The sequence below is a fragment of the Mycobacterium riyadhense genome (assembly GCF_963853645.1).
In the GTDB taxonomy this organism is placed as follows: domain Bacteria; phylum Actinomycetota; class Actinomycetes; order Mycobacteriales; family Mycobacteriaceae; genus Mycobacterium; species Mycobacterium riyadhense.
Genome location: NZ_OY970456.1, coordinates 5,323,847 through 5,350,784 on the forward strand (window position 1 = coordinate 5,323,847; position 26,938 = coordinate 5,350,784).

The window sequence follows — 26,938 nt, forward strand, 5'->3', positions numbered from 1 at the left end:
GGCTCCTAACTCTCGGCAGGAAACTCGTTGGTATAGGCCAGAACACGTGCCAGTGGCGAGCACAGCGCCGCGCCCAGCAGACCAACGGCCACCGTGCCGACAGCCACCATGGCGCGCCCCCCATGCCCCAGGCTCCAGCAAGTCAGCAGCGGCGCGATCACCGAAGAAATCGCAGTGGTCATCGACCAGATTCCTTGGTAAACACCGCCATTGGCGCGCGGAGTAATCCGATGCACCAGACCCGCGCCGACCACAAACCAGGCGATCTCGCCGGGCGCACCAACGGCCACAGCCGCACTGAAACCGGCGGTGGTGTGCACCAGCCCAGCGGCCGCCATGCACAACGTCACCCACACACCCGCCCCGGCCAGGATATCCAGCCCGGGACCAAGAGCTAACCGTCTGCTCAGCCATGGCGTGAGCAACGGGGTGAGTGCGATAACCGCCAGTGCATTGCTCATCTGCACCCAGCCGTAGGCGCCGGCGCCGAGCCCGCAATCGCGCATCAGCATCGGCACAGCCGCGAAAAATCCCATCACCGCCGTCAGCGTTGCCACGCTTGACATGCACATCAGGAGCAGCCGGCTGTCTGAGAATGCTTGCCGATAACCGGCTTTCCTGGTCGTGTTGTGCACCTGGGCAGGCATCCAGCGAGCCGCCACCATCGCGAAGGTCGCACACGCGATGCCGTTGATCCAATACAGCACCGGAGTGCCCACCCAGCCCGCGATCAAGCCGCCGACCCCACCGGCGATGGCGGCGCCGAGATTCAGGCTCCATCCGTAGCGCCAGCTGTCGAGCTTTGCGCGCTGCCGCGGATCAGGAACCATCTCCGCGATGGCCGCACCCAGAACCGGACGTGGTGCGTCGGACACCAGGCCGGCAACCATGGCCGCCACCAGTAAGGCCGGTACGGTGTGCGCCCCAGCCATCAGCACCAACACCACGGCCGCCACCGACATGGTTGACATGAGCGTCGTCCGTGCCCCGAACCGGTCGATCAGCCACCCGCTCAGCAGTTGTCCTGCTGCCCAACCCAATCCATAGACCGCCAAGACCAGGCCGACGGCTCCTGCGGCGTGGCCCCGTTGCGCCACGTGGTAAGCCAGGAACGGATAGGCGAACCCCGCCGAACGCACCAGCAGGTACCCGCCCAGCAGCAGCCGGATCACCGCCGGATAGCCAACCCGGACCGACTCGGCAGGCGTCACCGCGGGATCGTTGCTGGGCACCCGATCCATGACTGTGATGGCCGCCACGTTGGACACAAAACTCAAGCTAGAGACGTTGGCCCGCGCCGAGTACCGCCGATCGGTCGCCAAACATGACGAACGAGCCGTCCCCCGATCGGGGGACGCCGACGCGTCGAGCGTGCGTCGTTGGCTTCGACTCATCATGATCGCCGACTTAGGCCGCCTGATAGGGCGTCACGCGGAATCGCTCGGCCTCGATTGCTGGCACGGCCGCGGCGGGGCCACGATGCGCTGTCTTCTCCCACAGGAATGGCGCGGTGACCAGTTGGTAGAGAGCACGCCATGCCGCGACCCAGTGGGCCACCCAGTACAGCGGAAGAGCGGCGACGGCGCGCAGATGGCTCCGGCGTCGCTCGGCGTATGCCAGATATGTGGCGAACAGCCAAGTCAACGTGCTTACCAGCTGGACACCCGTTATCGCAATGGGATCGACTTCCACGCCGATCAGACCGGTGTAGCCGAGCGTGTCGGCTATGCTTAGGCCGAAAATTATTGTCTGAGCTAGGAATTGGGCCGGCATACCGAGCACGAAGACGATGAGACTAAATAGCCCGTGGGGACCGAATCGACGAATCGTCTCGAATGGGTTCCGGGTGTGGACAAGCGCGGTCAGCAGAAATCCCTTGTGCCACCGGGTGCGCTGTGAGATCCAGTCACGCAGCCGGTCCGGCGCATCCCCGTAGGTGACGGAGTCGACCACGTCTGATCGATAGCCCAATGCGTGCAGGCGCATTCCCAGATCCGCATCCTCGGAGACGTTCCAGGCATCCCAACCGCCCACTTCGCGCAGTACCCGCGTGCGGAAGTGGTTGCTGGTTCCGCCGAGTGGGAATGGCGCGCCGAGCGCGGCCAGCCCCGGCACCGTCATCCGGAAACGTCGTGCGTACTCCACGCCGAAGCAGTGCGCGAGAAGATTGGTCCGCACGTTGCTGGTTTGCAATACCGCTTGAACGCAAGCCAGCCGGCCGGAATTTGTGGCGAATACCGCGGCGGCCTTCCTGAGCTGATCGGGCTCCGGTCGGTCCTCGGCGTCGAAGATCACCAGCAATTCGCCCTTGGCGACCAGCAATCCGGCGTTGCACGACCGCGGTTTGGTGCGCGGCGGTCCGGGCGGCACCGGCACTATACGCATGTATGCCGGTGGCTTCGCAGCAGCGATGGCAGCCCGGGTGTCGACGTCGGTGCGCTCGACGAGGAAAAGCACTTCAAGCCGATCCGCCGGATAGTTCAGCTTGGCCAGGCAGCGGACCAGATCGCCGATAACCTCTTCCTCGCGGTAGGCCGGGACCAGCACCGTGTAGGTGGGCAGTGCCTCGTCCGCCAATTCCGGGGCCGCTGCCCGCCCGCGACCGTTGCGATGTTGCATACCTGCCATCGCGACGACAAACGACACCAGCACGATTCCCGTTGTGATCGCCAACAAGACGAGTAACAGCACCGACGGCGCCAACACCGCCGCGATGACGCAGGCCGCCGCCAGAGCCTGGGCGGCACGCTTCTGCCACGTCCGAATCCCGTTCCGGGCAGCCATCTTTGGATTTCTGTCGGCGAAGTCGTGGACGATCGCGTGCGCGACGTTGCCTTCCGATTGGGCGAAGACGTTGTCTTGCAACCGAACCGGTAGCGAATGCAGATCAGCCAGCTCGACCTTCGCATCCGAGTCGGTCGGCAACCGTCCGGCCGTCTTGCGTCGAATGTGGTCAACGTTCAAGATGATTGACTCCGCTCCGCTTGTAGTAGTTGGAATGGACTTTGAGCGGTACTCCCTAGCGCGCGCGCCAACGGCAGGCACAAGGCTGCTCCGATCAAGCCAATCACCACCGTGACAACCGCGACCAAGAGGTGACCGCCATGGGTCAGACTGTAGGAAGCCACAATTGGAGCGATCACTGACGCAATGGCCAGCGCCATCGACCAGATTCCGTGGTACCGGCCCCCGCTGCCGGCGGGCGAAATCTGGTGGACGACTCCCGCGGCAATCACCAAACAGGCAATCTCGCCCGGCGTGCACAAGGCCGTGGCCACGATGAAACCGGGCGTCGTGCGAGCGAGCGCGGCGGCCCCCATGCACAGGGCCGACCACACGCTGGCAATGGCCAGAATGTCGAGCCTCGGGTTAGCGCGGCCGACGATCTTGCTAAGCCACGGCGTCAGGGCCGGGGTGAGGACGAGACCCGTCAGGGCACTGGCCAACTGCGCTCCACCGAATTGGCTGGCATCCAGCCCTCGATCGGCCATCAACATCGGCACGGTCGCGTACAACCCCCTGATCACCGTCAGTGTTGCCAGGCCTGACAGGAACACCAACACCAGCCGTCGGTCTGTAAATGCCTTCCGGTAGCTGACGTCTTTGATCCTTCGCACCGCCCGAGCGTGCAGGTTCACAGGGTTTGTCCGGGCCGGGACGCAGTAGGCCGCCACCACCGCGAAGATCGCGCAGACGACACCGTTGATCCAAAACAGCAGCGGCACGCCCGACCAGCCGACAAGCAGACCACCCACTCCGCCAGTGATGGCGCGTCCGACACCGACGATCCAGCCGAAACGCCAGCCGTCGATTGTCGCTCGCTGTCGGGGATCCGGAATGTGCTGCACGATCGCGGCGCCCAACACCGGGCGCACCGCGTCATAGACCACGCCAGTCACCAAGGCACCGAGCAGTAATGCGGGCATGGTGCGGGCCCCGGCCATCAGCATGAGGACCGCAGCCGCGATCAGCATGGTGGACACCAGCGTCACTCGGGCCCCAACCCGGTCCACCAACCACCCGCAGACCAGCTGGCCGATGGCCCAGCCGACGCCAAACGCGGCCAAAACCGCGCCGACGGCTCCCGCGCCGAGCCCGTGCTCAGCCACGTGGTAGGCCATGAACGGATACGCAAATCCCGCCGCGCGCACCACCATGCTGCCGCCGACCAGCAACCAAATCACCGGCGGATAGCTCGCGGTGATCTTGTTCGCAGGGGCTGCCGGGACGTCGACGTCACAGTCCGGGGTGGCCGTCGTTGTCGTCACAACCGGAACGTTAGGGACGATTACATTTCGGTAACTCCACCGATCGGCCCGAATGGCGGCGGATGTTCGTCCGCTGATCGGGGGACACTTCCGGCTGCTATTCGAGGAGGCTAGCCGACCAAGTCCGGCAGCACCCGCAGCGGCGTGATGCCATCTTGCGCGGCGTTGGCAGCCGCATCGGCACGGCCAGCCGCACTCGATAGCGGCATCCCGCCCAACAGGCCCGGAGCAGCCGATCCAAGCGAAGGGGCGGCATTCGTAACGGCAGCCGGTAACGCCGCCACCGCTGCATGGCTCAGCGTCGGGGCGGATGCGGCCCAGGCCGGCGGCACCGACAGCAACCCGACCGTTGACGCCTCACCCAAACCGGCTGACACCGCACCGGTCAGGCCTACCGAACTCAGCGCTCCCGTCGCAGCCGAGCCCAGTGAGGTCGCGATCTCGCTGCCGATCGCAGCCGCCGCCGGGAACAGACCCTTGATCGTCGACATCGCCGACATCATCAATCCGGCCGACGAGGTGCAGACAAAGAATGGAGTGCCGAAGATGCTCATCACCGTGTCCAGATCCTGGATCCAGCCAGGGAGCACTGACCCACCGTCACCCAACGCGGCCGAGGTCAGCTCGGACAACAGTGTGGTGATGTTGGTCGCCACGGCGTAGCCGGTGGCCTGGGCGACGGCGGCGGCCTGGCTGGCCGGTCCCGCCGGGTTGACCGGCTGCGGCGGTTGGGTGAAGGGCATCAACCTGGTAGCGGCGGCCGAGCCGGCGACATAGCCGTACATCGCGGCCGCGTCCTGGGCCCACATCTCCCCGTATTGGGCCTCGGTGGCCGCGATGGCCGGCGTGTTTTGGCCAAGGATATTGGTGGCGATCAGGGTCATCAGCTGCGTGCGGTTGGCCGCGACCAACGCCGGGTGCACCGTCATCGCGTGGGCCGCCTCGTGGGCCGCGGCCGCCGCTTTGGCCTGGCTGGCAGCCTGCTCGGCTTGGGCTGCGGTCGCGTTCAGCCATGTCACATAGGGCGCGGCAGCGGCCGCCATCGTGATCGCGGTGGCACCTAACCACGGACCGCCGATCAACCCGGTGATCGCCGAGTCGACGGCGATCGCAGTGGAGGTCAAGTCGATGGCCAGACCATCCCAGGCGGCAGCCGCGGCTAGCATCGATCCGGCTCCCGGGCCGGCGTACATTCGCCCCGAGTTGATCTCCGGGGGTAACGCCCCGTATACCATCGCCGCCGATCCCTCTCAGCGGGCTGCGATCGCGTTTGCCGCCTCGGTCGCCGCGTAGGAACCACCACTGGTCTGCAGGGTGGTCACGAACATTTCGTGAATCGCTGCGGCCTGCTGGCTGACCGCCTGGTAAAGGGCACCGTGAGCGGCGAACTGTGCAGCCGTCAGGGCCGACACTTCGTCTGCGGCAGCCGGAACGACGCTGGTGATCGGAGCCACCGCGGCCGCGTTGCTCGCGTTCATCGCGCTGCCGATCGTCTGCAGGTTGCCCGCCGCGGCGATCAGCATTTCCGGTTGGTTGGTCACGAATGACATAGCCACAACAGTGCCGCCAAGACACGATGATGTCTGTCGGCCGAGCGGTCACCGTCAGGGATGATTCACACTGTCCACCGATCGAGGGAGGTTTGTGTCCGCCACCTGGGGCGATGACCTCCGGTCAGGGTGCCGGGACCTCGATGACCGTCGCCGAACCCATGCCGCCACCCGCACACATCGCTGCGACCCCCACCCCGCCGCCGCGCCGACGCAGTTCGTGCACCAGCGTCACCAGCATCCGAGCCCCGGTCGCGGCCACGGGATGGCCCAGTGAGCAGCCGCTGCCGCTGACATTGACCCGGTCCGGATCCAGCTCGAGTATCTTCACGGTGGCCACGCACATCGACGCGAAAGCCTCGTTGATTTCGAACAGATCCACGTCGGAAATCGATAGCTGAGCGCGCGCAAGCGCCTTCGGGATTGCCTCGACCGGAGCCAGCCCGGTCGCCGCGGGGTCGACGCCAACCGAGGCCCAGGACACCACTCTGCCCAGCGCGGGCAAGCCCAGCCGGTCGCTGGCGATGGTCAATGCCGCGGCGCCGTCGTTGGCTCCGCAAGCGTTGCCCGCGGTGATAGAAAAGCCCTCGATCTCCGGGTGCAGCGGCTTGAGTGCGGCCAACTTCTCCATGCTGGTGTCGCGGCGCGGATGTTCGTCGACCGAGAAGAGCCCGTGCGGTGTCTCGATGGGCACGATTTCCTCTTTGAAGCGACCCTCGTCGATGGCGGCGATCGCGTTGCGGTGCGACCGCAGCGCCCATGCGTCCATCTCCTCACGACTGATGCCGGCTTTGACCGCGGCGTTCCAGCCGACGGTGATGGACATGTCCAGGTTGGGCGCATCCGGCTGGTTGGGGTGGGTCGGCGGGAACCAGTCGACCCAATCGCCGTCCACCGGCAACCGGGACCGCGGCGACGTAGATGCCGAGTTCACACCGCCGGCAATGACCAGTTGGTCCATGCCCGCTCGCACGCTGGCCGCCGCACTCTGCACCGCCGCCTGGCCAGCCGCACAGTGCCGATTGTTGGCTAATCCCGGTACCTGGGTGAGGCCAGCGGTAATAGCCGCATGGCGCGCGATCACGCCACCGCCGTAGAGACCCTCGCCGAGGATCACGTCGTCTATCTGTGTTGGATCCAGTTCCGCCGCGGCTTCGCTGACCACGTGGTGGGCCAGGTCAAAAGCGGTGGTGTCGCGCAGGGTTCCTTTCCCGGCCGTCCCGATGGGAGTGCGCAAGGCGGACACGATCACGGCTTCAGGCACAGGTCTTCTCCACTCCGGCGGTACGCAATCATGAGAATCTTATTCTCTCAGTTTGAGAGTACGAGTTGCAAGGAGGGTCGCCCTTCCGCGCGAGCAGACGCAAAAGCGCCCTGGAACGAGCGTTCCAGGGCGCTTTTGCGTCTGCTCGGCAACACTGGTGCCCCCTACACTCCTGCTGTGGCGCACGCGACGGGGACGATCGCGGTCCCAGGCGGAACTGTCTGGTTCAAGCGGGTTGGCGGCGGCCCAGGCCCTCCCCTGCTGGTCGTACACGGCGGGCCGGGTCTACCCCACAACTACCTGGGCTCGCTGCAACGCCTAGCCGACGACCGCGATGTCATTTACTGGGATCAGCTGGGCTGCGGGAATTCCGAACGCCCTACCGACACCGACCTCTGGACAATGCAACGCTCGGTGGCCGAGATGCAGACCGTGGTGCAGGCCCTTCGCCTGACCCGCTTCCACATCTTTGGCAACTCATGGGGTGGGATGCTGGCCCAACAGTACGTGCTCGACTCGCCGGCGGGCGTCACCAGCCTGACCGTCTCGAACAGCGCCGCGTCGATACCCCAGTTTGCCGAATACGTAACCGCGTTGAAGTCTGGCTTGGACACGACCACTCAATCCGCCATCGACGATCACGAAACTGCGGGCACAACCTCTTCCGCCGAGTACCAAGCCGCGATCCGGACCTGGAACGACACGCATCTATGCCGCAGTCGCCCGTGGCCCGACGAACTCGAAGACGCATTTAGGAATTCGGGTACCGACATCTTCGCAACAATGTTTGGGCCCAGCGTATTTCGCATCGTCGGCACAATCCGAGAGTGGGACGTGGTCGACCGTTTGGCCGAGATCACGACACCGACACTGCTGCTTGCCGCCAGATTCGACGAATTCTCCCCCGACCATATGTGGGAAATGCATAAGCGAATCGCCGGCTCGCGGTTTGAGCTCTTCGAATCGAGCGCTCACCTGCCGTTCATCGAAGAGCCCGACCGGTTCGATCACGTGATGCGCGGCTTTTTGCGGCTTCACGATGGCGTTTGATGATGTTTGATCGTGTGTTTCGGCCGGCTCGAGCCTGCCGCCCACCGCTGCGTGTCGACCCCTGAGCCGATAGCAGGCTACCCGGTCAGCACACCGTAGGATCTGCCTCCGAGGTGAAATTGACCTCAGGTCCGGTGGGCCGGTATCGATCGGGGAGTTCGGGGATGCCATAGCGGCTCCGGAGCTCGATCAGCGGCTCTCGCGCCACGTCGAAGAAGTGCCACCCCGGGTCCAGAACGTCGATGGTGGTCTGCTCTCCGCGCCGCCAGGCCACGAGAAACTTCCACGGGTCCAATGCACCATGCTGTGCGCCGATCCCGTTCACTTCCCGCCCGATGTGCCATTGCAAAATGACCGGGAGCAGGTGAGCGGTGAAGGCATCCTGGGCGTGCATGCGCCCGGTGTAGGTGCTGACGAGCAACTCACCCTGCATCGAGGTGTCATAGCCTGAGAGCACGTGCAGCGAATCGTGCGGGATCGCGAATGCCTCGTGGAATGCGCCCTGCTGGCCCGGGAAGCGGAATCCATGCTGACGAAAGTGCACCCAGAGCGCCCGCCCGAAGCTGCCCGGCGGATATCCCTCAAGCTCCTGGTAGCGCGCGTACAAGCGTTTGTCGGCGTCGCTCTGCCCGTCGTAAGGCTGCATCCGGGGCTCGTCCCCTGGTTCCGCCAGACCGGGAAAGGTTGCTGCATTGCGCACGACCATGTCCTGCATCGCCTCGTCGAGGCGCCCCTCAACGATGTCACCCAGATCGGCAACCCAGGACGCCTCGACGCCCAAGTGGGATGCGTAGGTCAATGCCGCCAACACCCGCTCCGCATCCAGCTGCCCGTCTGCGAGTGCCGCGACAGCGATGAGTTCCGCGCTGATATCCGCAACGTCGCGGCGCCCGCCGATGATTGCCGCCAGCTGATCCGGCGCGACCGCGGCCAAGCCGTCGACCCCGCCATCTCCCGGACCGATCGGCCAACCGAACAGGACCGCCGCCGTCGCATCGACGAGCTGTTGCCCGCAGGTGCGCCCCGACTTGCCACCCAGCGACTCGATCACCGATGTCATCGCGGCAAGCACTGCGGTAGTCACATTCTCGTCCACATCCTCGAACAAGGCCGCCTCCAGAAGGATCCACCGTCCTCGCCGGTGGTGCCGCAGTTGACGCCGTCCCACCCTACCGCCGCCTCGCCGACCCGATGGATCGGCGACGGGTGCTCATGGCCTCGTAGTGGAGCTACCAGTGGAGTTCTCGCCGGCCGCCAGCTTGGCGACGATCGTCTGGAAGTCCTCGGTGGTAAACGACTGGTGCTCGGCCGAAAGCGCGTAGTCCAGACTGGCCAGCACGGCGCGCTCCAAGTGAATGTTGAGCACCCGCTTGGTACTTTCGACCGCTTGCTGGGGCAGCTCCATGATGCGTTTCGCACAGGCCAGCGCTTCGGCGACCGGGTCGTCGGCAACGTGGTTGGCCAAGCCGAGCTCGACGGCCCGTTCGGCGCGAATCTTGGTTCCGGTCAGGGCGTACTCCTTGGCCAGCATCAGACTGATATGCAGCGGCCACGTCAGCGGTCCGCCGTCGGCGGCCACCAACCCGACTTGCACATGGGGGTCGGCGAGGAAGGCGTCCTTGGCCATGTAGACGATGTCGCTCAGCGCGACCAGGCTGCAGCCAAGCCCGACGGCCGGGCCATTGACGGCCGCCACCACCGGAATTCGGCAGCGCGCCATGCCGAGCACGATGTCGCGTCCGTGCGCGATGGTTTTGGCCCGCAGATCGGCGTCTTGGGCCAGTTCGGCGAGGTACGAGAAGTCGCCGCCGGCTGAAAACGTCTTGCCGGCGCCGGTGAGTACCGCCGCGCGGGCCGTGCGGTCGTCGCTCAATCGGGGCCACAGCTGCGCGAGGCCGACGTGCAGATTGTCGTTGACCGCGTTCAGGGCATCCGGACGGTTCAGCGTGATGATCCGCAGCGCGCCATCGGCGCGCACGTCGATTTCGGTCGGCAGGTCGTACACGTCAGACTCCCAGTCCCAAGATTCGTGAAGCGATGATGTTCTTCTGTATCTGCGAGGTACCGCCCATCACGCTCTGGGCGCGGCTATACAGGTAGGCGTTGAACAGGTCTGGGTCGCCGGTGCCGCCGACGGCCAAGGCGGCATGTCCCACGGACTGTTCGACCCAGGTCATCAGCAGCTTGTCCAGCGATCCTTCGGGGCCGTGCGAAACTCCGTCGAGCTGTTCGGACAGGCGGCGCCGGACGTGGTGGGTCAGCATTTCGGCCTGGATGGCTGCCCATGCGAGCTCTTCGGTTACCTGACCGTCGTGGCGCGCCAACAGAGTTCGGACGAGCTTGTTGTATCTGGCCGCGTAGCCCAGTGTGGACGGCTCACGCTCGTGGCCGACGACGGTCATGGCCACTGCCCAGCCGTCGCCAGGGGCGCCGACCATCCGGTCGGCCGGGACCGTCGCACCGTCGAAAAACACCTGTCCGAATTCGTTGCTGACGCCATTCATCATTTGCAGCGGACGTTGTTGCACGCCAGGCTGTTTCATGGCGATGACGAACGCCGATAGGCCGCGGTGTCGTTTGGCTGACGGGTCGGTGCGAGCCAGCAGTAGACACCAATCGGCCACATCCGAGTAGCTGGTCCAGATCTTGTGCCCGCGCACCACATAGTTGTCGCCCTCGCGGGTGGCGGTGGTGGTCAGCGACGCCAGATCCGAACCTGCGCCGGGTTCACTGAATCCCTGGCACCACCGCTCGGTGCCATCGATGATGCCGGGCAGGAAGCGTCGCCGAAGTGCGTCGCTGCCGTGCCTGCCGATTCCGTAGACCAGGTAGCCGACGCTGGGGCGCGGCGGGGCGCCGGCGCGCGCCAGCTCTTCGTCGACGACGACGTCGTACACCGCAGGCAGCGCCTGGCCGCCGTACTCGCGGGGCCACGACAACCCGAAGAAGCCCTCTCGGTAGAGGGCCCGATGCCAGTCGGCCTGACGGGTCCAGTACTCGTCACCAGAGCCGGAAAACTCCTTGGCGTGCAACGAAAGCCAGGATCGAAGGCGTTCCCGGAAGGCGGCCTCTTGCGGCGAGTCACGAAAGTCCAAGGTCGATCTCCTCCCACCTTGCCGGCCACAGCTCGGTCGAGGTCAGCGCCCGGCGCAGGTACACATGCACCAGGCAGTCCCAGGTATTGCCAATCCCGCCGTGCACCTGCACCGCGGTCTCGCAGACGGTCCGGGTAGCGCGCGCGCAGTAGACCTTCGCGATCTGAGCGGCCCGGATGGCTTGCGCCGGTTCGAGTTCGTCAACCGCCCAGGCGGCATGCCGTAGCACGCTCACCGAGCCTTCAATCAGCGCAAGGCTTTCGGCCAACAAGTGGGCGATGGCTTGATATGAACCGATCTGTTTACCGTACTGTTCACGCACTTTCGCGTAGTCGCAGGCGACCGCGTGCGCACCGCGCGCATCTCCGACCAGGTCCGCCGACGTGCCCACCAGAGCCAGCGCCTGCCACCGTCCGGCGGCTTCGGCCGTCACCTCGCCCAGAGCCACCGGCGATCCCGCAATGCGCGTGCTGGTTCTGGTCAGATCCGCGCCGGCGGGGATGCCGTCCAGCTCGGCCGTCAGAACCGTCGTCCCCGACAACAACAATGCCCGCCGGTATCCACGGGCATCGATGGCGATTTCGCCGACCGCGATGGTGACGTCGCCGACGTCGGCGTCGAGGTGGCGAGCCAGGTCGTCGGCCAGGATCGGCCCGAGGAACGGCGCATCGACCAGCCTGCGCCCGAATTCCTCTGCGACAATAGCTACTTCGACGCCGGACGCTCCGTCGGAACGCAACGACCGCCAGCTCGTCGTATGAATCTGCTTGTCCAGACGCGCGATTCGCTTCTCGTCAGCCAGATCTTGCACCGCCGCGGGCCCGAGATCATCGGCAAGCTTGGCGGCGGCGTCCCGTAGCTGGTGCTGTTCAGCCGTCAGGCGTACATCCATAGCACTCCTTCAGCTCTCGGCGCAGCACCTTTCCCGACGGCAGGCGAGGAACGTCGGGCACGAATACGACCTGGCTCAGTCGCTTATAGCCAGCTAGCTTCGCGTCCACCCGGGCGGCGAGCTCGGCGGCGACGGCGGGGTTGCCCGGGGTGTGGGTCGCGACCGCGGCAACGACCGCCTCCCCATTGACACCGTCGGGAACACCGAATACCGCGCAGTCTTTGACCGCCGGATGACCGTGCAGCACCGTCTCGATCTCGGCAGGCGCGACCTGAAACCCGCGCACTTTGATCATCTCTTTGCAGCGGTCGGTGATCCGCAACCAACCGTCGGCGTCGAGCCAGCCCACGTCCCCGGTCCGGTACCAGCCGTCACAGAACACGTCGGCGGTCGCCGCGGCCGGCAGGTAGCCGGCCATCAACGAATTCGACCGTGCCTGAATCTCACCCGCCTCCCCTGGCCCGACCGGCTCGCCGGTGTCCAGCGACACGACCCGCAGCTGCACACCCGGCACCGGGCGCCCGACGGCGTCGAGCCGCACCCCGTCGAGCGGATTGCAGGCGATCACGGGCAATTCCGTGGTGCCATACGCGGGGACCCACCCGATGCCGGTGCGCCGGGTCACGGTCTCGGCGATGCTGGCCGTGACCGGCGTGGCGCCCCACATGATGAACCGCAGCGACGACAGGTCGTAGGACTCCAGCTTCGGGTGCGAGGCGATGGCCAGCGCTATCGGGGCGACCGCCATTTCGATTGTGATGCGGTCGTTTTCGATGTGGCGCAGCATCGCGTCGATATCGAATCGCGGATGCAGCCGCACCCTGGCTCCGGTGCGCAGCGCCGTGAGGATGTTGAGCAAGCCGAGGATGTGTGCTGGTGGCGTGGCAACCTGGATGCGGTCGCGGCGCGTCAGCTGCAATGCATTGCGCCAGTGTCGGATTGCCGCGTCCAACGAAGCGTGGGTGTGGCGAACGGCTTTGGGCAGGCCGGTAGTGCCGGAGCTGAACACCAGCAGCGCGTCATGCTCGGGCGCCGGCAGGCCGCGCACCGGATCTGCCGCACGGATCGGTTCATCCAAATGCAGCATCGGCATCAGACCAGCCAGCACCGGATGGTCACCGACTGCGTGCTCCGGATTGGTCACCGCCAGCGCATGCTCGACCTCGTCGCGCTTCCAGGCGGTGCCGATAAGCACGGCTGACGCACCCAGTTGCCAGATCGCACTCAGCGCCGCGACGAATTCGGGCCGGTTGGACGCCATGACCGCGACCCGACCGCCGGCGCTGACACCCAGCTTGGTCAGCACCGCGGCAAGCCCGCCGGCCAGTGCGCCGAGGTCAGGCAGGCTGAATTGGCGTTCCTCGTACACGAGCGCGCCCGGCTCGGTCACGTCGCGCTTCCCTTTCGTGCGGTCGCGAGAAGATCCTATCGTCTTGTGAGAATAGTATTCTCTATAGTGAAGAACGCAAGTGTAAAGCCTGTACAAGAGGGTGGTCATGACGGAGCCTGGCACGGTGACGATCTACCTGGAGCGCAAGAAGGTGTGCGTTCCGCTGGTGCCCGGCGAGACGCTGCTGGAAAGCGCCCGCCGGGCCGGGCTCGACCCGCCCTTCAATTGCGAGGCCGGCAACTGCGCGACCTGCATGGCCAGGATCACCGAGGGCAGCGCAACCATGCGAGCCAACGACGCTCTCGACGACGACGAAGTGGCCGAAGGTTACATTCTGACCTGCCAGGGCATACCCGAAACGGCGTCGATCACCGTGCGCTACGAATAAGTCACAAGCGACCACAAGGAAGAAGCGGCCATGGCTAAAGGGATCATTCACGTCGAGAGTCGACCCAGTTCGCCAGATCGCGACCAGGAATACAACACCTGGTACGACGAGGTCCACATACCCGAACTCGTGGCGCTCGACGGCTTCGTCTCGGCGCGCCGGCTGCGACCCGTCGACGGCGACGGGCCCTACGTCGCTCTCTACGAAATCGAGGCCGACGATCTGCAGACCGTGCTACAGAACATGCTCGACAATGCGCGGAACCTACATATGTCCGATGCTCTGCAATTCGATCCGCCGCCGGTCATGCGCCTGCTCGAGGTGACGAGCGAATACCACCCCTAGCGCTCAGCGCACCTGTCTCGCGAGTGCAGCGATCATCTCGCGGGTGCGACGCTTGGAGGCGACGAGTTCGTCCCGGTTCTCGCCGATGGGCAACAGCCGCACCGATAGATCGGTCACGCCCGCGTCCGCGAAGCGCCGGAACCTGGCCAGGATCGCCTCCTCGTCTCCGGCCGCGCAGATATCGCCGACGTCGTGGGCGTCGCCGTAGCCGAGCAACCGCTGATAGTTCGGCGAAACCTCGGCCTCTCCGAGGACCCGGTTGGCGCGCTCGCGGGCTGCCTCGACTTCTCCTGCGCTGCATAGGCATACGGGAATGCCCGCGACGATCCGAGGCGCCGGTCGGCCGGCATTGTCTGCGGCCTTGGTGATCCTCGGGACGACGTGCTCGGCCACCGCGCGTTCGTCGGCCATCCACAACACGGTGCCGTCAGCGCGCTCACCGGCCAGCGTCAGCATCACCGGTCCGAGCGCGGCTACCAACACCGGCAGCGGTGCCACCGGCGCCAGGTCGAGCGGGTTATGCACCCGGAAGGTGGCGTTCGCCACGTCCACCGGCCCGGGGTTGGCGAACGCGGCGTGCAGCACCTCAAGGTAATCCCGGGTGAACGCGGCGGGCCGCTCGTAGGGAAGGCCGAGCATGTCGTCCACGATCCAGTGGTGCGAGGGTCCCACCCCCAGCACCAGTCGACCACCCGTGGCGGCATGCGCCGATAACGCCTGACGGGCCAACGCAATTGGGTGCTGCGCTTGCAGCGGCACAACCGCGGTGCCCAGTTCGATCCGGCTGGTACGCATCCCCATCAAGGCCACCGCCAGCAGCGCGTCGAAGTCATTGGGGATCTGCGGGATCCACGCGCTGTCGAGGCCGGCACTTTCGGCCCAGTCAATGTCGGCCAGCATCCGGGTGACCTTGCGCGCGGAATCCCCGCGTTCGGGTCCGACCATCACTCCGATGCGCACGGCTCCTCCACGAACTACCGGATCTGCATTATCCATACGTGAATAACGTACTTGCAAAAAAAGAGAATGCCAATACCGCTAGTTGTGCGGGCCTCGACGCACGTCTAAGTCGGCGTCGTTCATGGCGCTTAGTTGACCGGCACGTTGAGAATTGGGCGGCTTACCCCGGCGCCCGGACCGTCGAAATGCCACCACTCACTGGGGTAGACGGTCAAACCGCCATACTTCATGGCATCGCGCAACCGGGCCCGGTTCGCCTGTGCTTCGGCACTGACGTCCTGGGTTGCGAAAGCCTTTGCCCGCGAGGAAAAGTCGTCGAAGTCGGTGCCCATATCGGCCAGACAGAACCCGGCCGCGCGGCGCTCCGACGGGCACGGCTGCTGTGGGCTGGTAAACGTCACATCAACCGAACGGCCCGCCTCATGACTGGTCGCATATTGGCCCGGGCGTGCCACCCATACCGGGTCGGGGACCACGTTGAACATCCGAACCTGAACGTCGTGCGGGCGGTAGCAATCCCAGAAGACCAGCAACTGTCCGTGCGCGCGCAACGCCGACGCAGCCGCCGCCAGGCCGCGCGCCATCGATTCGTGCACGAGACACCTGGCGTCGGCGGGATACAACCGCGTATGGGTGAAATTGTTGGTGGTTGCATAGCGCAGGTCGATCACCGCGTCGGCAACAACACTCCGAACATCGACGAACCCGGCCGCGCGCGCCGCGTCACTGACCGGCGGCACGCCGGGAGTCGACGGGGCGGTGGTACCGGCAGGGCGCAGGGTGACCGTCCCCGCGACCGGCGAACCCGTGCGGTCGACTTGGCAGCCGGCAACGGCAGCCGCGACCATTCCGGCAGCGGCCGCGAGCAGTGCTAACCGCACCCTTCGACGCATGTGCTTATTGTCCCGGTCATCTAGCCGGCGCCGGCGCTCGGTCAGCTGATGTCGCCGTCGACGTAACGCTGCAGGTTGGGCGCCATCGCCGCCACCACCGCGTCATCGGGCATCGACGCAATCGGTTCGATCTTCCAGACGTACCGCAACAGCGCGAACCCGATCAGCTGACTGGAGATCAAACCGCTGCGACGCAGCCGTTCATCCTCGTCGTCACCGAGGGTCGACTCGCCAATCAAGCTGCGCTCGACGAGCAGCCGGAGCTTTTCGCGGGTCTTGGTTTCATGTGCGGCGGTCAGCACCACCGCCCGCAGGGCCGGACCGACTTCCTCATCCGTCCAGATGTCCAGCACATTGCGGATCAGTTGCCTGCCCAGATCGGCCTTGGGCGTCGCCCACGTCTTGACGACCGAGTCGAGAAACTGCTGTGGCGGCGCGGTCGCCGCGTCGAGCAGGCCTTCCTTAGAGCCGAAGTAGTGATAAATGAGCGCGGGGTCAACGTCGGCGGCGCGGGCGACGGCGCGGATTGCCGTTCCGGCCCAGCCGTGTTCGGCGAATTCCTCGCGCGCCGCGGCCAGGATGCGCGCCGCCAACACGCCGCGTTCGTCGCGTGGACCCGGGGTGATCGATCGTCTCGCCACAGACGCCACCATACCGTGCAATTTCATCTTGCGTTGAAACTAGTTTCAACATACCGTGAAACTATGCACACGACACTCAATGGTCCGCAGACCACCGGTCGGCAATACCGCAACCTCAGCGAACCGCGCTACGCGAAGCGCAGCGACATCAATGCCACGGTCACCATGCGCGACGGCACCAACCTGTTGGCCGACGTCCACCGCCCCGATTCGGACGGCCGCTTCCCCGCGCTGATCGCCGCCTCGCCCTACCCCAGGCAGATGCAGGATCTCGGCGCCCCGGCCGGATTCATCGAGGCCGGCGCGACGGACTTCTGGGTGTCGCGTGGATATGTGCACGTCATCGCCAACGTGCGCGGCACCTGCGGATCCGGCGGCACCTTCGGCTTCTTCGACGCGCAGGAACGCCGGGACATGTACGACCTCGTTGAGTGGGTCGCCGCCCAACCCTGGTGCGACGGCAACGTCGGCATGATCGGCATCAGCTACTTCGCGATGACCCAACTCGCCGCGGCGGTCGAACGCCCGCCCCACCTCAAGGCGATCTTCCCTCTTGCCGTGACGGCGGACGCGTATGAGGCCGCCAACCACCACGGCCTGTTGAGCTCGTCGTTCGTCACACCCTTCCTCGCGATGATCGGGCTGACCTCCGAGCGCAGCGACAAGCTGTGGCGCAGCAAGCCCGTCGGTGTGGCCCGCCGCGTGCTGAACAGCCCACGGCTGCATAAGAAATTCGCGACGGCCAACGGGGAAGCGGCGGTGACCATGCTGCGCCAACTCATCAGGCTGCCGCACGACCCACACCCATGGGACGAGTTGTGGCTGGAATCGGTGGTCAAGCATCCAACCCGCGACGAATGGTGGGACGAGCGAAATCTGTTGCCACTGCTGAAAGAAATCGATATTCCGGTGTACCTCGGATGCGACTGGGAGAACGTGCCACTACACTTGCCGTCGACGTTCTACACGTGGAAAGAGCTGTCGGACAACGCATCTGTGCGAATGAGCCTGCTCGGCAAGTTCGGCCTGACCTGGCCCTGGGAGAGCCTGCACACCGAGGCCCTGGCCTGGTATGACCATTGGCTCAAGGGCCGCGACACCGGGATCACCGACGGCCCGCCGATCCGCTACTTCCTGCCCGGCGCCGACGAGTGGCGCACTGCGGACTCGTGGCCGCCCTCGGCCGCTCCGCACCGCGAACTCGCCCTGCGGGCCGACGGATTGTTGGAGGCCGACGAGGGTAAGCCGGGCGCTCGCGAATTCATGGTGCTGGGATCGGGTTTAGGCCGCGTTAAGCCCAGCCCGATCGATCCGCCGTCAGTGCTGACCTGGACCAGCGCGGCGCTGAGCGAGGATCTGGATGTCGTGGGCGAGAGTGAGCTGCGGCTGGTCGCATCGGCGACCGCGATTGACACCGCATGGATGGCGACGCTGCAGGACGTGGCGCCGGACGGGCGGACCACTGACGTGACCGCGGGCTGGTTGCGTGCCAGCATGCGCGAGGTCGACGAGGCGGCCAGCCGCCCCGGCGCACCGGTGTTGCCGTGCCGCAATGCGCTGGCAGTGCCGTTGGGCGAAGATGTCTTCTACCGAATCCCGTTGGTTCCCAACGCTCGACGGTTCAAGAGCGGCCACCGCATTCGATTGGTGCTCACCAGCGATGACCAGCACGCGTCGGCGCCAGCGATAATGAAGTTCCGTCATGCCAGCGTGGGGACCAGCAGCCTGAACACCGTCCGCTCATCCTCGCGGCTACTGATTCCGGTGCTGGACTGATATCGCGGGCGCCATCACCCTTGCGGTTGATCGAAATTGGCTCCGCCAGAGTCGATTTGGATGAGGAGTACTAGCCGAGGCGGTCCGTGGTCGTCTGAAGGATGGCGGTTGCGATCCGCTCCGCTGGCTCCAGACCCACCACACCGACGGATATCAACACCGACGATTTCTCCCGATACACATGGCTCCAAGCTTCGGCGGTGATCCGCAGGGTGGACGGATCCGGCTTGTCCAACGCGAAGTCGTAGTCGGCGTCGTGCAAGTCAATGCACGCTTGCAGGGACGACTCCAGCTGATGCAGCGCACCGCGCGCGGTATGCGAGTCGGGGTACACGGCGACGGCCTGACTCACGGATTGGATCATGGCGGGCCCGCCTGGCTTGAGATCGTCGGTGATGCCGTGGTACCCGGCGCTGCGGAACTCTGACCAACCGCTGCCGAAGGTGACATCGCTGGTTCCCGCCGCCCGACAGGGTCCCGGAGCGTTCAGGTCTCCTTGTGGTGGCTGACGTAAGTCCGCGTGTGAATGTGCGGTGAGCTCCTCAAAGTTGGCGATGCGCCGTACATCTTCGACACTGACGATCAATGCATCGGCACGTGACACGGGTGGGGAACTCGGCTGGGCCGACGTGCCGCTATGCGAGCACGCCGTGATCGTGACCAATGCGCAGCATGCAATGACCGCAAATCTGCCGGCGTTTGGCTTCATCGTCGACGCCATGGTCAATATCTTAGGGGCGCGTGCTCATCTTGGTGGCCAATGCCACGACGGCTGGTCAAGGAGGTTCTGGCCCGCGATCCGAGTCTCACCAAGCTCTTTTGTCAAGCGCACGGTGTGCACGTCGGCGGCCGCTTGCAGGGCTGCGACCAGGGACTCGGAGTGGGTGACGACGATGATCTGGCTGCGGTTGGCGGCCGTGGCGACCAGCGAGGCCAACGCCGGCAACAGCTCGGGATGCAAGCTGGTCTCGGGTTCATTGAGCACGAGCAACTGTGGTGGGCGCGGTGTCAGCAGGGCCGCGGTCCAAAGCAGATAGCGCAGCGTGCCGTCGGAGAGCTCGGCCGCGGCTAAGGGGCGCAGCATTCCGGGCTGGTGCAAAACCAGTTCGAAACGAGTATCCATGTTCCGGATTTCGATTCGGCAGCCCTCGAACGCACGGTCAATGGCTTCGCTGAGCGCGACATCGTCGCCAATCTCGCGAATCGTTTGTATGGCAGCGGCCAAATCAGCGCCGTCGTGGCCCAGCACCGGTGTACGCGTGCCGATTCGGATCTGCCGGGCGGGCGCGTCGGCGTCGGTGCGCAAATGATCGTAGAAGCGCCAATAACGGGTGCGCTCGCGCATCTGGATCAGCTCCGGTGCGCGTACCGGATCTGCCAGCTCACTGAGCATGGAATCAAACGGCCGCAGCACGTCGGCGATCACATGCCAGTTACCGTCGCCGTCCCGCACCCGCGCAGTGGGGCCACCGCGCTCCGCTATCACCGCGGCTTTGCGCCACACTGGCCCGACCCACAGCGCCTCCACCTTGACCTCAGGATCGAGCCCGAACGCGGTGTTCGTTGTAACGGGAAGCCCAAAGTCCATCGCATAGCCGAAATCGTCTCCGGCAAAGCCAAGCCGCAAGCTGGCCGGGCCGGTGCGCACCGTTCCTTGAACCTGATGACGCCCCTGCCGCACCGACTTGCCGATCACCGCAGGCCCGGCCCACATCGTTGAGCTCAACCCACCCTCGCGGGCTAGCGCCGCCACCGCTCCGTTGCGAGCCGAGTCGGCGAGCAGACGCAACGCTCGATAGAGGTTGGATTTGCCGCTGCCGTTGGGACCGGTAACGGCATTGAGCTGCCCCAACGGAACGACGAGCTGGCGCAGCGAGCGGTAGTTCTCCACCGCGACCGTCGCCAACACGCGACCACGCTATTCCAGGGCCCGCCTACCTGCAAAAGGACATTCCGCGGTCGGTGTTTCGGGTCGGGGCGGCGCAGCGGTTAGGGCAAGCCGTCGATTCCGTTGAGCCCCAACCATTCTCCCCCACTGCCGCCGGTGCCCCGGCCGCCCAGTGATCCGCCGGTCCCGCCGTTGCCGCCGTTGCCGCCGTTGCCGATCAGCACGGCGTTGCCGCCCGCCCCGCCGACACCGCCGGGCCCTCCGAAAAAGCCGTCGCCGCCCATGCCGCCGGCACCGCCATTGCCCAGCAGCCGTCCAGCCTTGCCGCCGGCACCGCCCGGACCTCCAACGGTTGTGCCGGGGCCGCCGTCCCCCCCGATCCCGCCGTTGCCGAACAGCAGGCCGGCATTGCCGCCGGCTCCTCCCGGAGTTCCAACATCGAGTGCGTCGGTGCCGCCGGCCCCGCCGTTACCGCCGTTGGCGATCAGCAGGCCGCCATTGCCGCCGGCCCCGCCCGACCCGCCGAACGCGCCGAACCCGCCGTACCCGCCGACCCCACCGGACCCGCCGTTGCCGAACAGCAGGCCGCCATTGCCGCCGGCCCCGCCGTCACCGCCGCCGGGGTCGAGGAAGCCGAGGAACCCGCCGAACGAACCACCTGCCCCGCCGGACCCGCCGTTACCGAACAACAGGCCCGCATTGCCGCCGGCCCCGCCGTCGCCGCCGCCGTCCAGGCCCAAGCCGCCGCCCCCGCCGTCACCGCCGCCGGCTCCGACCAAACCGCCGAGCAGACCACCGGCTCCACCCATCCCGCCGTCGCCGCCGAGACCATTACTGCCCACGCCGCCGGGCCCGCCGGGACCGCCGGCTCCGAACAAACCGCCAGCCCCGCCGATACCGCCGGTTCCGCCGGCACCGCTGCTGCCACCTGCGTACCCGCCGATACCACCGGCGCCGCCGTCGCCCAATAGCCACCCGCCGGCTCCCCCGGTCCCGCCGGCCTCCGCGTTACCACTGGCTGCGCCGGCACTGCCGCCGGCGCCGCCGGCGCCCAACAACCCAGCAGCCCCACCATGGCCGCCCTGCTGGCCGGGCGCACCCGAGCCTCCAGCCCCCCCATCACCCAGCAACCAGCCGCCAGGCGCCCCGTCTTGTCCGGTGCCGGATGACCCAGGCGCGCCATTGCCGATTAGCGGGCGGCCGGTAGCCGCCTGGACGGGCTCGTTGATCGCGTTGAGCGCCTGTTGCTGCAGAGTGTGCCAAGGTGACGAGCTGGCCGGAGCGTTGAATCCGTCCAGGCCCAACAGCAGCCCACTGGTACCCCCGATAGGCATGCTGGGGTCGATCCCGCCGACGCCGGCGTTGCCGCCGTTGCCGATTAGCACGGCATCGCCGCCAGACCCGCCGGGACCACTGCTAAGGACGCCCACACCGCCGGCGCCGCCAACGCCACCATTGCCAATCAGCTGCCCTGCCTGGCCACCCAACCCGCCAGCCTCGCCGATAAGGCCGGTGCCGCCGGCCCCGCCGGCCCCACCGGACCCCAGCAGGCTCGCGTCGCCGCCGGCACCGCCCACCCCACCGACACCAAGCACGCTGGATCCGCCGGCCCCGCCGGCACCGCCGCTAGAAGCCAGCAGTCCGGCGTTGCCGCCGTGCCCACCAGCCCCGCCGGCGCGGCTCAAGCTAAATTCACCATTGCTGGATCCGCCGGCGCCGCCGGCGCCGCCGTTGCCGAACAGGAGGCCGGCGTTGCCGCCGATCGCACCAGCACCCCCGTTGCCGCCGACGCCGGCCCCACCGGCACCACCGGCACCGCCGGGGCCGGCCAGCAGGCCAGCGTTGCCGCCGGCCCCGCCGTCACCGCCGACTATGCCGGGTCCGCCGATCCCCCCGTTACCGCCGCCCGCGCCGACCAGCCCGCTCAGCAACCCTCCGGTGCCGCCAGCCCCGCCGGCCCCACCGGTGCCGCTAAAGACGAGGCCGTCGCCGCCCGCGCCGCCGGCTCCGCCAGCCCCGAACAGCCCGCCGGCCCCACCGGTCCCCCCGGCGCCAGCGCTGGCCGACGTCCCGCCGATACCACCACGGCCACCGACCCCGCCGTTACCCCATAACCAGCCACCAGCACCGCCCGTCCCCCCGGTCCCACCGGGGCCAGTCGAGATGCCGCCGCCGGCACCGCCCGTGCCCCCGGTTCCCAACAACCCGGCAGCCCCACCACTACCGCCGTTCTGCCCGGGCGCTCCCGAGCCGCCAGCCCCACCATCACCGAGCAACCACCCGCCCGGCGCGCCGTCCTGCCCCGTCCCCGGCGCCCCATTGGCCCCGTTGCCGATCACCGGACGCCCGGTCAGCACTTGCGACTGCGCGTTGAGCGCCTCAACCAAGCCCGCCAACGGCGAGGCGTTCGCGGCATCGGCACTGGCATAGGCCCCCGCACCTGCGGTCAAGGCCCGGACAAACTGGTCATGGAATCCCGCCGCCTGCACGCTAAGGACCTGATAACCCTGACCGTGGGCGGAAAACAGGGCCGCAAGCGCCGCCGACACCTCATCCTCGCCCGCGGCCAATAACGCCGTCGTCTGCGCTTCCGCGGCCGCATTGGCCGCACTCAGCGTCGAACCCAGCCTGGCCAAATCCGTGGCCGCCGCCCCCAACATGTCTGGCACCGCGAAAACAAAAGACATCCCAGACCTCCTCGGACAGGCCGCCGCGACCGCGGGACTATCCGATCGCCATCGATGTACTAGGCAAGGCGCGACAGCCCGCAGGTTAGTTGACAAGTGTCAAGTTGACACTTGTCACACTGTAGCGAGGTTCGCGATGGGCATACACGGTTTCGCCAAATTCGCAGATCCAAGCACCCTCGAGCCTGGCGGGGGCTACCGGTGTCGCCGACGCCAGTTGGACATGACCAGGACGCGCCGCGGTACGGATGGCCCCATGGGGTACGTGCTCGCGCAGCCGCGGGCTGCGAACCCGGGGCGCTAACCGGCAAGCCGGCGCTGGCGGACCCCATACCTCAATTGGGTCATGTCCGGTCGCGGAACGGCGACACGTTCGCCGGAGTACGCGGCCAACTTTGTCAGCAAGTACCTTACGCCGAATTTCCCTGTTGGCCTTATCCAAGCCCGGCCTATGGCAGCACGGGAATATCCGGATCGCGGTACCGGCGACGCGTCAAGCACATGTCAATAGCCCGGGGGTCACGATCCTGAAACAACGGGATCCAACAGCAACTTGCTGCTGGAAATACTGTCAATGTTCTGAGCTATTCTCAAGGCGCCAACATCGCCTCCCCGGAAATGCGATTGTTGCCCTGTGACCTCACGCAGACTTCCCCTCCGTAAGGGCCAGGTGCGTGGACCGCGAATCACGTTGCAACACCACATATTTAGACCAGAATGCCGGCCTGTCGCGGTCCGCGAAATGCGCGAGTGTGCGGATGCGACCAAGCTTCCCCGGGTACCCAGATGTGATCGATCGGAGCCGTCGGCGGCGGTCGTCTCCTGGGGCCTGAGAGTTCGTTCAACGATCAAATCTCGGCGCCCAACCGTGCCTTTCAGGCATGCCAAAGATCTACGGATAGTGTCGAATTCCCTGCCGGGGCGCTACGATCCGCCTATCGGTAATGCCAGACGACAATGAGATCACACGGGCTCTGTGGAGGCGTCAGATGTCGTTTGTATTTGCAGCGTCAGACGTGGTGGCGATGGCGGCAGAGAATCTCGCGGGTATTGGTTCGTCGCTGACGGTGGCCAATGCGGCGGCCGCGGTCCCGACAAGCGGGCTGCTAGCCGCCGCTGGGGATGACGTGTCGGCGGCCATTGCGGCGTTGTTTTCCAGCCACGCCCAGCAGTATCAAACGCTGAGTGCTGAGGCGGCAGCGTTTCATAGCCGGTTTGTGCAGGCGCTGACCGGGGCCGTGGGCGCGTATGCGACCGCTGAGGCGGCTAATGCCCTCGAGCAAGGCATGCTGGGTGCGATCAATGCGCCCGCCGCCGCGTTGTTGGGCCGCCCTTGGATCGGCAACGGCACCAACGGGGCCCCGGGGACCGGGGAGGCCGGTGGGCCTGGCGGGTTGTTGTTGGGCAACGGCGGCAACGGTGGCTCAGGTGCCCCCGGCCAGGCCGGGGGTGCCGGTGGTGCCGCCGGATTGATCGGCAACGGCGGGGCCGGAGGTGCCGGAGGTGCCGGCGCGTCGGGTGGCATTGGCGGTGCGGGTGGGTGGCTGTGGGGTAGTGGTGGGACCGGCGGGGCCGGCGGCTTCGGCGGGGGGTCCGGTGGGCCGGGTGGCAACGCGCTGATGTTCGGCATTGGCGGCAACGGCGGACCCGGCGGGGCCGCCAGCGGAACCGGGAACGGCGGGGCCGGCGGCGTCGGCGGCGCGGGCGGTGCACTGGTAGCTATCGGTGGGGCCGGCGGTGCGGGCGGGGCCGCTACCAGCGGAACCGGCGGCGCCGGAGGTGCCGGCCGCGACGCGTTGGGCGTGTTCTTTGGTCTGGGCGGGGCCGGCGGGCACGGCGGCAACGCCTCCACGGGAACCGGCGGCGCCGGCGGTGCCGGCGGCTCGGGCGGCGCCAGCAGCCCCTTCGGGATCGACATCGCCATCGGCGGTGCCGGCGGGCACGGTGGCGCCGGTACTACTGGCGGCGCCGGCGGCGCCGGCGGCCTCGCGGGTTCCTCGGGCACCGTTTTTGCGCTCGACTTGATCTGGGCCGGCGCCGGCGGCAATGGCGGCGCAGCTACCACTGGGATCGGCGGGGCCGGCGGTGTTGGCGGCCTCGCTGTTGCCCCCGACGTCATCGGGTTCGGCGTGGCCTACGGCGGCGCCGGTGGGGTTGGCGGTGCCGCCACCGGGGTCGGCGGCACCGCGGGGGCCGGTGGCGGTGGCGGCATCGGCCTCGCGGCGGTGGGCGCGGGCATCGGCGGCGCCGGCGGGGTTGGCGGGGCCGCCACCGAGACCGGCGGCAGCGGCGGCGCCGGTGGCCACGGCTACGGGCTGCTGGGCGGCGTGGGCGGTGCCGGCGGGCACGGCGGCGCCGCTCCCGCTGGTACCGGCGGCAATGGCGGTGGCGGCGGCACCGGCCTAGGGTTCGTCGGCACCGGCGGGAACGGCGGCAACGCCGGCACCGGCGTCGGGGTTAATGGTGGCAATGGCGGCAACGGCGGCACGGCCTACGGCGCATTCGCGGCAATCGGCGGAGGCGGCGGCGCCGCCGGCGCCGCTACCAGTGGAACCGGCGGGTTCGGCGGTGGTGGCGGCAGCGCGGAAGGCCTGATCTTTGGCATGGGCGGTGCCGGCGCCGCTGGCGGCGACGCTTCCACGGGTATCGGCGGTACCGCCGGTGTCGGCGGCACGGGCAGCGCCCGCAGCCCCTTCGGGATCAACATCGCCATCGGCGGTGCCGGGGGGCAGGGCGGCGCCGGCGGCACTGCTGGCGGTGCTGGCGGCCACGGCGGCGCCAGCGTTTCCTTCGGATACGCTTCACTCGGCTTAGGCCTTGGCGGCGCCGCCGGGGCTGGTGGGACCGCCACCGGGACCGGCGGCACCGGCGGGGCCGGCGGTTTTGGGGGCGTCGCCCTTGCCCCCGCCGATCTTGTCGGGTTCGCCGTGCTCCACGGCGGCGTCGGCGGGGCTGGTGGGACCGCCACCGGGGACGGCGGTACCGGCGGGGCCGGCGGCGGTGGCGGGTTCAGCGCCGCGATCTGGGGCGCGGGCGTCAGCGGCGCCGGCGGGGATGGTGGTGCCGCCACCGGGACCGGCGGTACCGGCGGCAACGGCGGCGACGGCGGCAAGGCCGAACTGGTTGGGCTCTCCGTGGCCGGTGCCGGCGGTGCCGGCGGCGCCGCCCCCACTGGTACCGGCGGCGACGGCGGTGCCGGCGGCGGCGCCCTCGGATTGATCGGGGCGGGTGGGAACGGCGGCAACGCCGGTACCGGCGTCGGAGCTGCCGACGGCGGCAACGGCGGTAACGCCGGGCTAGTTATCAACGGCAAGTTCAACCCGTCGCTATACGGCGACGGCGGCAACGGTGGCAACGGCGTCAACGGCGGAACCGGCGGCACCGGTGGCAGCGCCGGCCAGTTTGGCGGCACGCCGGGGAAGAACGGGTCGCCATAGCTGGTAGACCGAACCCGGTGGCCAGGGGCGGGATCGAACCGCCGACCTTCCGCTCTTCAGATGGAATGAATTGCGGGACAAGCTCGTCCGCGCTGGCCGGCAGGACCAGCTGGACCAGCGAGCGGTCGTTCAACCACTGGTTCTGAGACTGACGGCGGATAGCCGGCGGATAGATTTCGACTCTTATCGAGGGCCTCGACACGCTGCACCATCGCGGTGTGCGTATCGGAATGACCCGACGGAGCGCCGCGCTCACCGCTCGTCCGACATTTGGCATGCCGCCTACCACCACACCACAGCCAGCCCTGAGCAGCCGGCGGCCACATGGTCGAGTAGCCACAAGCCGGATGATGGTCGACAGATCAAGACCGCAGCTCCGACAAAACCAGATCTGATGATCGACAAAACAGGATA

At 67.2% G+C, this 26,938-nt stretch carries 23 protein-coding genes; 6 read left to right on the forward strand and 17 right to left on the reverse strand.

What is annotated here, in order from left to right; translation table 11 throughout:
• Window positions 1–5: 5 nt before the first annotated feature.
• From AADZ78_RS23445 to AADZ78_RS23470, 6 genes are all read right to left on the reverse strand, one after another.
• Window positions 6–1,268, reverse strand: coding sequence for an MFS transporter (locus AADZ78_RS23445; protein ID WP_420847880.1), 1,263 nt, complete (start codon window positions 1,266–1,268; stop codon window positions 6–8).
• A 139-nt stretch (window positions 1,269–1,407) separates the two neighbouring features.
• Window positions 1,408–2,964 carry a glycosyltransferase family 2 protein gene (locus tag AADZ78_RS23450; RefSeq protein ID WP_085250598.1) on the reverse strand — a complete coding sequence of 519 codons (1,557 nt, stop codon included), beginning with the start codon at window positions 2,962–2,964 and terminating at the stop codon, window positions 1,408–1,410.
• On the reverse strand, window positions 2,961–4,268 hold the full coding sequence (locus AADZ78_RS23455) for an MFS transporter (protein ID WP_372510520.1): 1,308 nt from the start codon (window positions 4,266–4,268) through the stop codon (window positions 2,961–2,963). The genes AADZ78_RS23450 and AADZ78_RS23455 overlap by 4 nt, the downstream gene beginning before the upstream one ends.
• A gap of 110 nt (window positions 4,269–4,378) precedes the next feature.
• Window positions 4,379–5,503 carry a PPE family protein gene (locus AADZ78_RS23460; protein WP_085250597.1) on the reverse strand — a complete coding sequence of 375 codons (1,125 nt, stop codon included), beginning with the start codon at window positions 5,501–5,503 and terminating at the stop codon, window positions 4,379–4,381.
• 15 nt (window positions 5,504–5,518) lie between these two features.
• A complete protein-coding gene (locus AADZ78_RS23465; protein WP_085250596.1) occupies window positions 5,519–5,818 on the reverse strand; it encodes a PE family protein in 300 nt (99 codons plus the stop codon).
• Window positions 5,819–5,942: 124 nt separating this feature from the next.
• Complete coding sequence (locus AADZ78_RS23470; protein ID WP_085250595.1) at window positions 5,943–7,082, reverse strand: thiolase family protein; 1,140 nt, start codon at window positions 7,080–7,082, stop codon at window positions 5,943–5,945.
• Between the two features lie 177 nt (window positions 7,083–7,259).
• Between AADZ78_RS23470 and AADZ78_RS23475 the strand changes: the two genes are divergently transcribed.
• Window positions 7,260–8,132, forward strand: coding sequence for a proline iminopeptidase-family hydrolase (locus AADZ78_RS23475; RefSeq protein WP_239656685.1), 873 nt, complete (start codon window positions 7,260–7,262; stop codon window positions 8,130–8,132).
• Between the two features lie 85 nt (window positions 8,133–8,217).
• Here the strand turns inward: AADZ78_RS23475 and AADZ78_RS23480 are convergent, their stop codons facing one another.
• From AADZ78_RS23480 to AADZ78_RS23500, 5 genes are all read right to left on the reverse strand, one after another.
• A complete protein-coding gene (locus AADZ78_RS23480) occupies window positions 8,218–9,240 on the reverse strand; it encodes a hypothetical protein (protein ID WP_204800579.1) in 1,023 nt (340 codons plus the stop codon).
• A gap of 102 nt (window positions 9,241–9,342) precedes the next feature.
• On the reverse strand, window positions 9,343–10,137 hold the full coding sequence (locus tag AADZ78_RS23485; protein ID WP_085250592.1) for an enoyl-CoA hydratase/isomerase family protein: 795 nt from the start codon (window positions 10,135–10,137) through the stop codon (window positions 9,343–9,345).
• Between the two features lies 1 nt (window position 10,138).
• A complete protein-coding gene (locus AADZ78_RS23490; protein WP_085250591.1) occupies window positions 10,139–11,227 on the reverse strand; it encodes an acyl-CoA dehydrogenase family protein in 1,089 nt (362 codons plus the stop codon).
• Window positions 11,214–12,119 carry an acyl-CoA dehydrogenase family protein gene (locus AADZ78_RS23495; protein WP_085250590.1) on the reverse strand — a complete coding sequence of 302 codons (906 nt, stop codon included), beginning with the start codon at window positions 12,117–12,119 and terminating at the stop codon, window positions 11,214–11,216. Before AADZ78_RS23495 ends, AADZ78_RS23490 begins: the two co-directional genes overlap by 14 nt.
• Window positions 12,097–13,509, reverse strand: coding sequence for a class I adenylate-forming enzyme family protein (locus AADZ78_RS23500; protein ID WP_085250589.1), 1,413 nt, complete (start codon window positions 13,507–13,509; stop codon window positions 12,097–12,099). The genes AADZ78_RS23495 and AADZ78_RS23500 overlap by 23 nt, the downstream gene beginning before the upstream one ends.
• A 106-nt stretch (window positions 13,510–13,615) precedes the next feature.
• Between AADZ78_RS23500 and AADZ78_RS23505 the strand changes: the two genes are divergently transcribed.
• Together AADZ78_RS23505 and AADZ78_RS23510 are read left to right on the forward strand one after the other, a co-directional pair.
• Window positions 13,616–13,897 (forward strand): 2Fe-2S iron-sulfur cluster-binding protein, encoded by a 282-nt coding sequence (locus AADZ78_RS23505; protein ID WP_085250707.1) that lies wholly within the window; start codon window positions 13,616–13,618, stop codon window positions 13,895–13,897.
• A gap of 30 nt (window positions 13,898–13,927) precedes the next feature.
• Window positions 13,928–14,242, forward strand: coding sequence for a DUF4286 family protein (locus tag AADZ78_RS23510; RefSeq protein WP_085250588.1), 315 nt, complete (start codon window positions 13,928–13,930; stop codon window positions 14,240–14,242).
• Window positions 14,243–14,245: 3 nt separating this feature from the next.
• On the opposite strand, the gene AADZ78_RS23515 is transcribed toward AADZ78_RS23510, so the two are convergent.
• From AADZ78_RS23515 to AADZ78_RS23525, 3 genes are all read right to left on the reverse strand, one after another.
• Complete coding sequence (locus tag AADZ78_RS23515) at window positions 14,246–15,202, reverse strand: TIGR03564 family F420-dependent LLM class oxidoreductase (RefSeq protein WP_085250706.1); 957 nt, start codon at window positions 15,200–15,202, stop codon at window positions 14,246–14,248.
• A gap of 128 nt (window positions 15,203–15,330) precedes the next feature.
• On the reverse strand, window positions 15,331–16,095 hold the full coding sequence (locus tag AADZ78_RS23520; RefSeq protein ID WP_139828719.1) for a M15 family metallopeptidase: 765 nt from the start codon (window positions 16,093–16,095) through the stop codon (window positions 15,331–15,333).
• Between the two features lie 41 nt (window positions 16,096–16,136).
• Complete coding sequence (locus tag AADZ78_RS23525) at window positions 16,137–16,748, reverse strand: TetR family transcriptional regulator (protein ID WP_085250705.1); 612 nt, start codon at window positions 16,746–16,748, stop codon at window positions 16,137–16,139.
• Window positions 16,749–16,799: 51 nt separating this feature from the next.
• On the opposite strand from AADZ78_RS23525, the gene AADZ78_RS23530 reads away from it, so the two are divergent.
• Window positions 16,800–18,512 carry a CocE/NonD family hydrolase gene (locus AADZ78_RS23530; protein WP_085250586.1) on the forward strand — a complete coding sequence of 571 codons (1,713 nt, stop codon included), beginning with the start codon at window positions 16,800–16,802 and terminating at the stop codon, window positions 18,510–18,512.
• A gap of 70 nt (window positions 18,513–18,582) precedes the next feature.
• Here the strand turns inward: AADZ78_RS23530 and AADZ78_RS23535 are convergent, their stop codons facing one another.
• From AADZ78_RS23535 to AADZ78_RS23545, 3 genes are all read right to left on the reverse strand, one after another.
• The gene (locus AADZ78_RS23535) at window positions 18,583–19,233 is read right to left on the reverse strand and encodes a sensor domain-containing protein (protein WP_169726301.1); all 651 of its coding nucleotides are present in this window, start codon (window positions 19,231–19,233) and stop codon (window positions 18,583–18,585) included.
• A 24-nt stretch (window positions 19,234–19,257) separates the two neighbouring features.
• The gene (locus AADZ78_RS23540) at window positions 19,258–20,421 is read right to left on the reverse strand and encodes an AAA family ATPase (protein WP_085250585.1); all 1,164 of its coding nucleotides are present in this window, start codon (window positions 20,419–20,421) and stop codon (window positions 19,258–19,260) included.
• 80 nt (window positions 20,422–20,501) lie between these two features.
• The gene (locus AADZ78_RS23545; RefSeq protein WP_264033248.1) at window positions 20,502–23,087 is read right to left on the reverse strand and encodes a PE family protein; all 2,586 of its coding nucleotides are present in this window, start codon (window positions 23,085–23,087) and stop codon (window positions 20,502–20,504) included.
• A gap of 540 nt (window positions 23,088–23,627) precedes the next feature.
• Between AADZ78_RS23545 and AADZ78_RS29285 the strand changes: the two genes are divergently transcribed.
• Both AADZ78_RS29285 and AADZ78_RS23550 read left to right on the forward strand, forming a co-directional pair.
• Window positions 23,628–23,750 carry a hypothetical protein gene (locus tag AADZ78_RS29285; protein WP_353955323.1) on the forward strand — a complete coding sequence of 41 codons (123 nt, stop codon included), beginning with the start codon at window positions 23,628–23,630 and terminating at the stop codon, window positions 23,748–23,750.
• A 326-nt stretch (window positions 23,751–24,076) separates the two neighbouring features.
• Window positions 24,077–26,524, forward strand: a complete 2,448-nt coding sequence (locus AADZ78_RS23550) for a PE family protein (RefSeq protein WP_204903317.1) — start codon at window positions 24,077–24,079, stop codon at window positions 26,522–26,524.
• Window positions 26,525–26,938 lie beyond the last annotated feature (414 nt).

Bases quoted from the DNA above. Each gene is read 5' to 3' on its own strand.
- AADZ78_RS23460 (WP_085250597.1), bottom strand. From the start codon at position 5,503: ATGGTATACGGGGCGTTACCCCCGGAGATCAACTCGGGGCGAATGTAC.
- AADZ78_RS23465 (WP_085250596.1), bottom strand. From the start codon at position 5,818: ATGTCATTCGTGACCAACCAACCGGAAATGCTGATCGCCGCGGCGGGC.
- AADZ78_RS23495 (WP_085250590.1), bottom strand. From the start codon at position 12,119: ATGGATGTACGCCTGACGGCTGAACAGCACCAGCTACGGGACGCCGCC.
- AADZ78_RS23505 (WP_085250707.1), top strand. From the start codon at position 13,616: ATGACGGAGCCTGGCACGGTGACGATCTACCTGGAGCGCAAGAAGGTG.
- AADZ78_RS23510 (WP_085250588.1), top strand. From the start codon at position 13,928: ATGGCTAAAGGGATCATTCACGTCGAGAGTCGACCCAGTTCGCCAGAT.
- AADZ78_RS23520 (WP_139828719.1), bottom strand. From the start codon at position 16,095: ATGCGTCGAAGGGTGCGGTTAGCACTGCTCGCGGCCGCTGCCGGAATG.
- AADZ78_RS23525 (WP_085250705.1), bottom strand. From the start codon at position 16,748: ATGGTGGCGTCTGTGGCGAGACGATCGATCACCCCGGGTCCACGCGAC.
- AADZ78_RS23530 (WP_085250586.1), top strand. From the start codon at position 16,800: ATGCACACGACACTCAATGGTCCGCAGACCACCGGTCGGCAATACCGC.
- AADZ78_RS23535 (WP_169726301.1), bottom strand. From the start codon at position 19,233: ATGGCGTCGACGATGAAGCCAAACGCCGGCAGATTTGCGGTCATTGCA.
- AADZ78_RS23545 (WP_264033248.1), bottom strand. From the start codon at position 23,087: ATGTCTTTTGTTTTCGCGGTGCCAGACATGTTGGGGGCGGCGGCCACG.
- AADZ78_RS23550 (WP_204903317.1), top strand. From the start codon at position 24,077: ATGTCGTTTGTATTTGCAGCGTCAGACGTGGTGGCGATGGCGGCAGAG.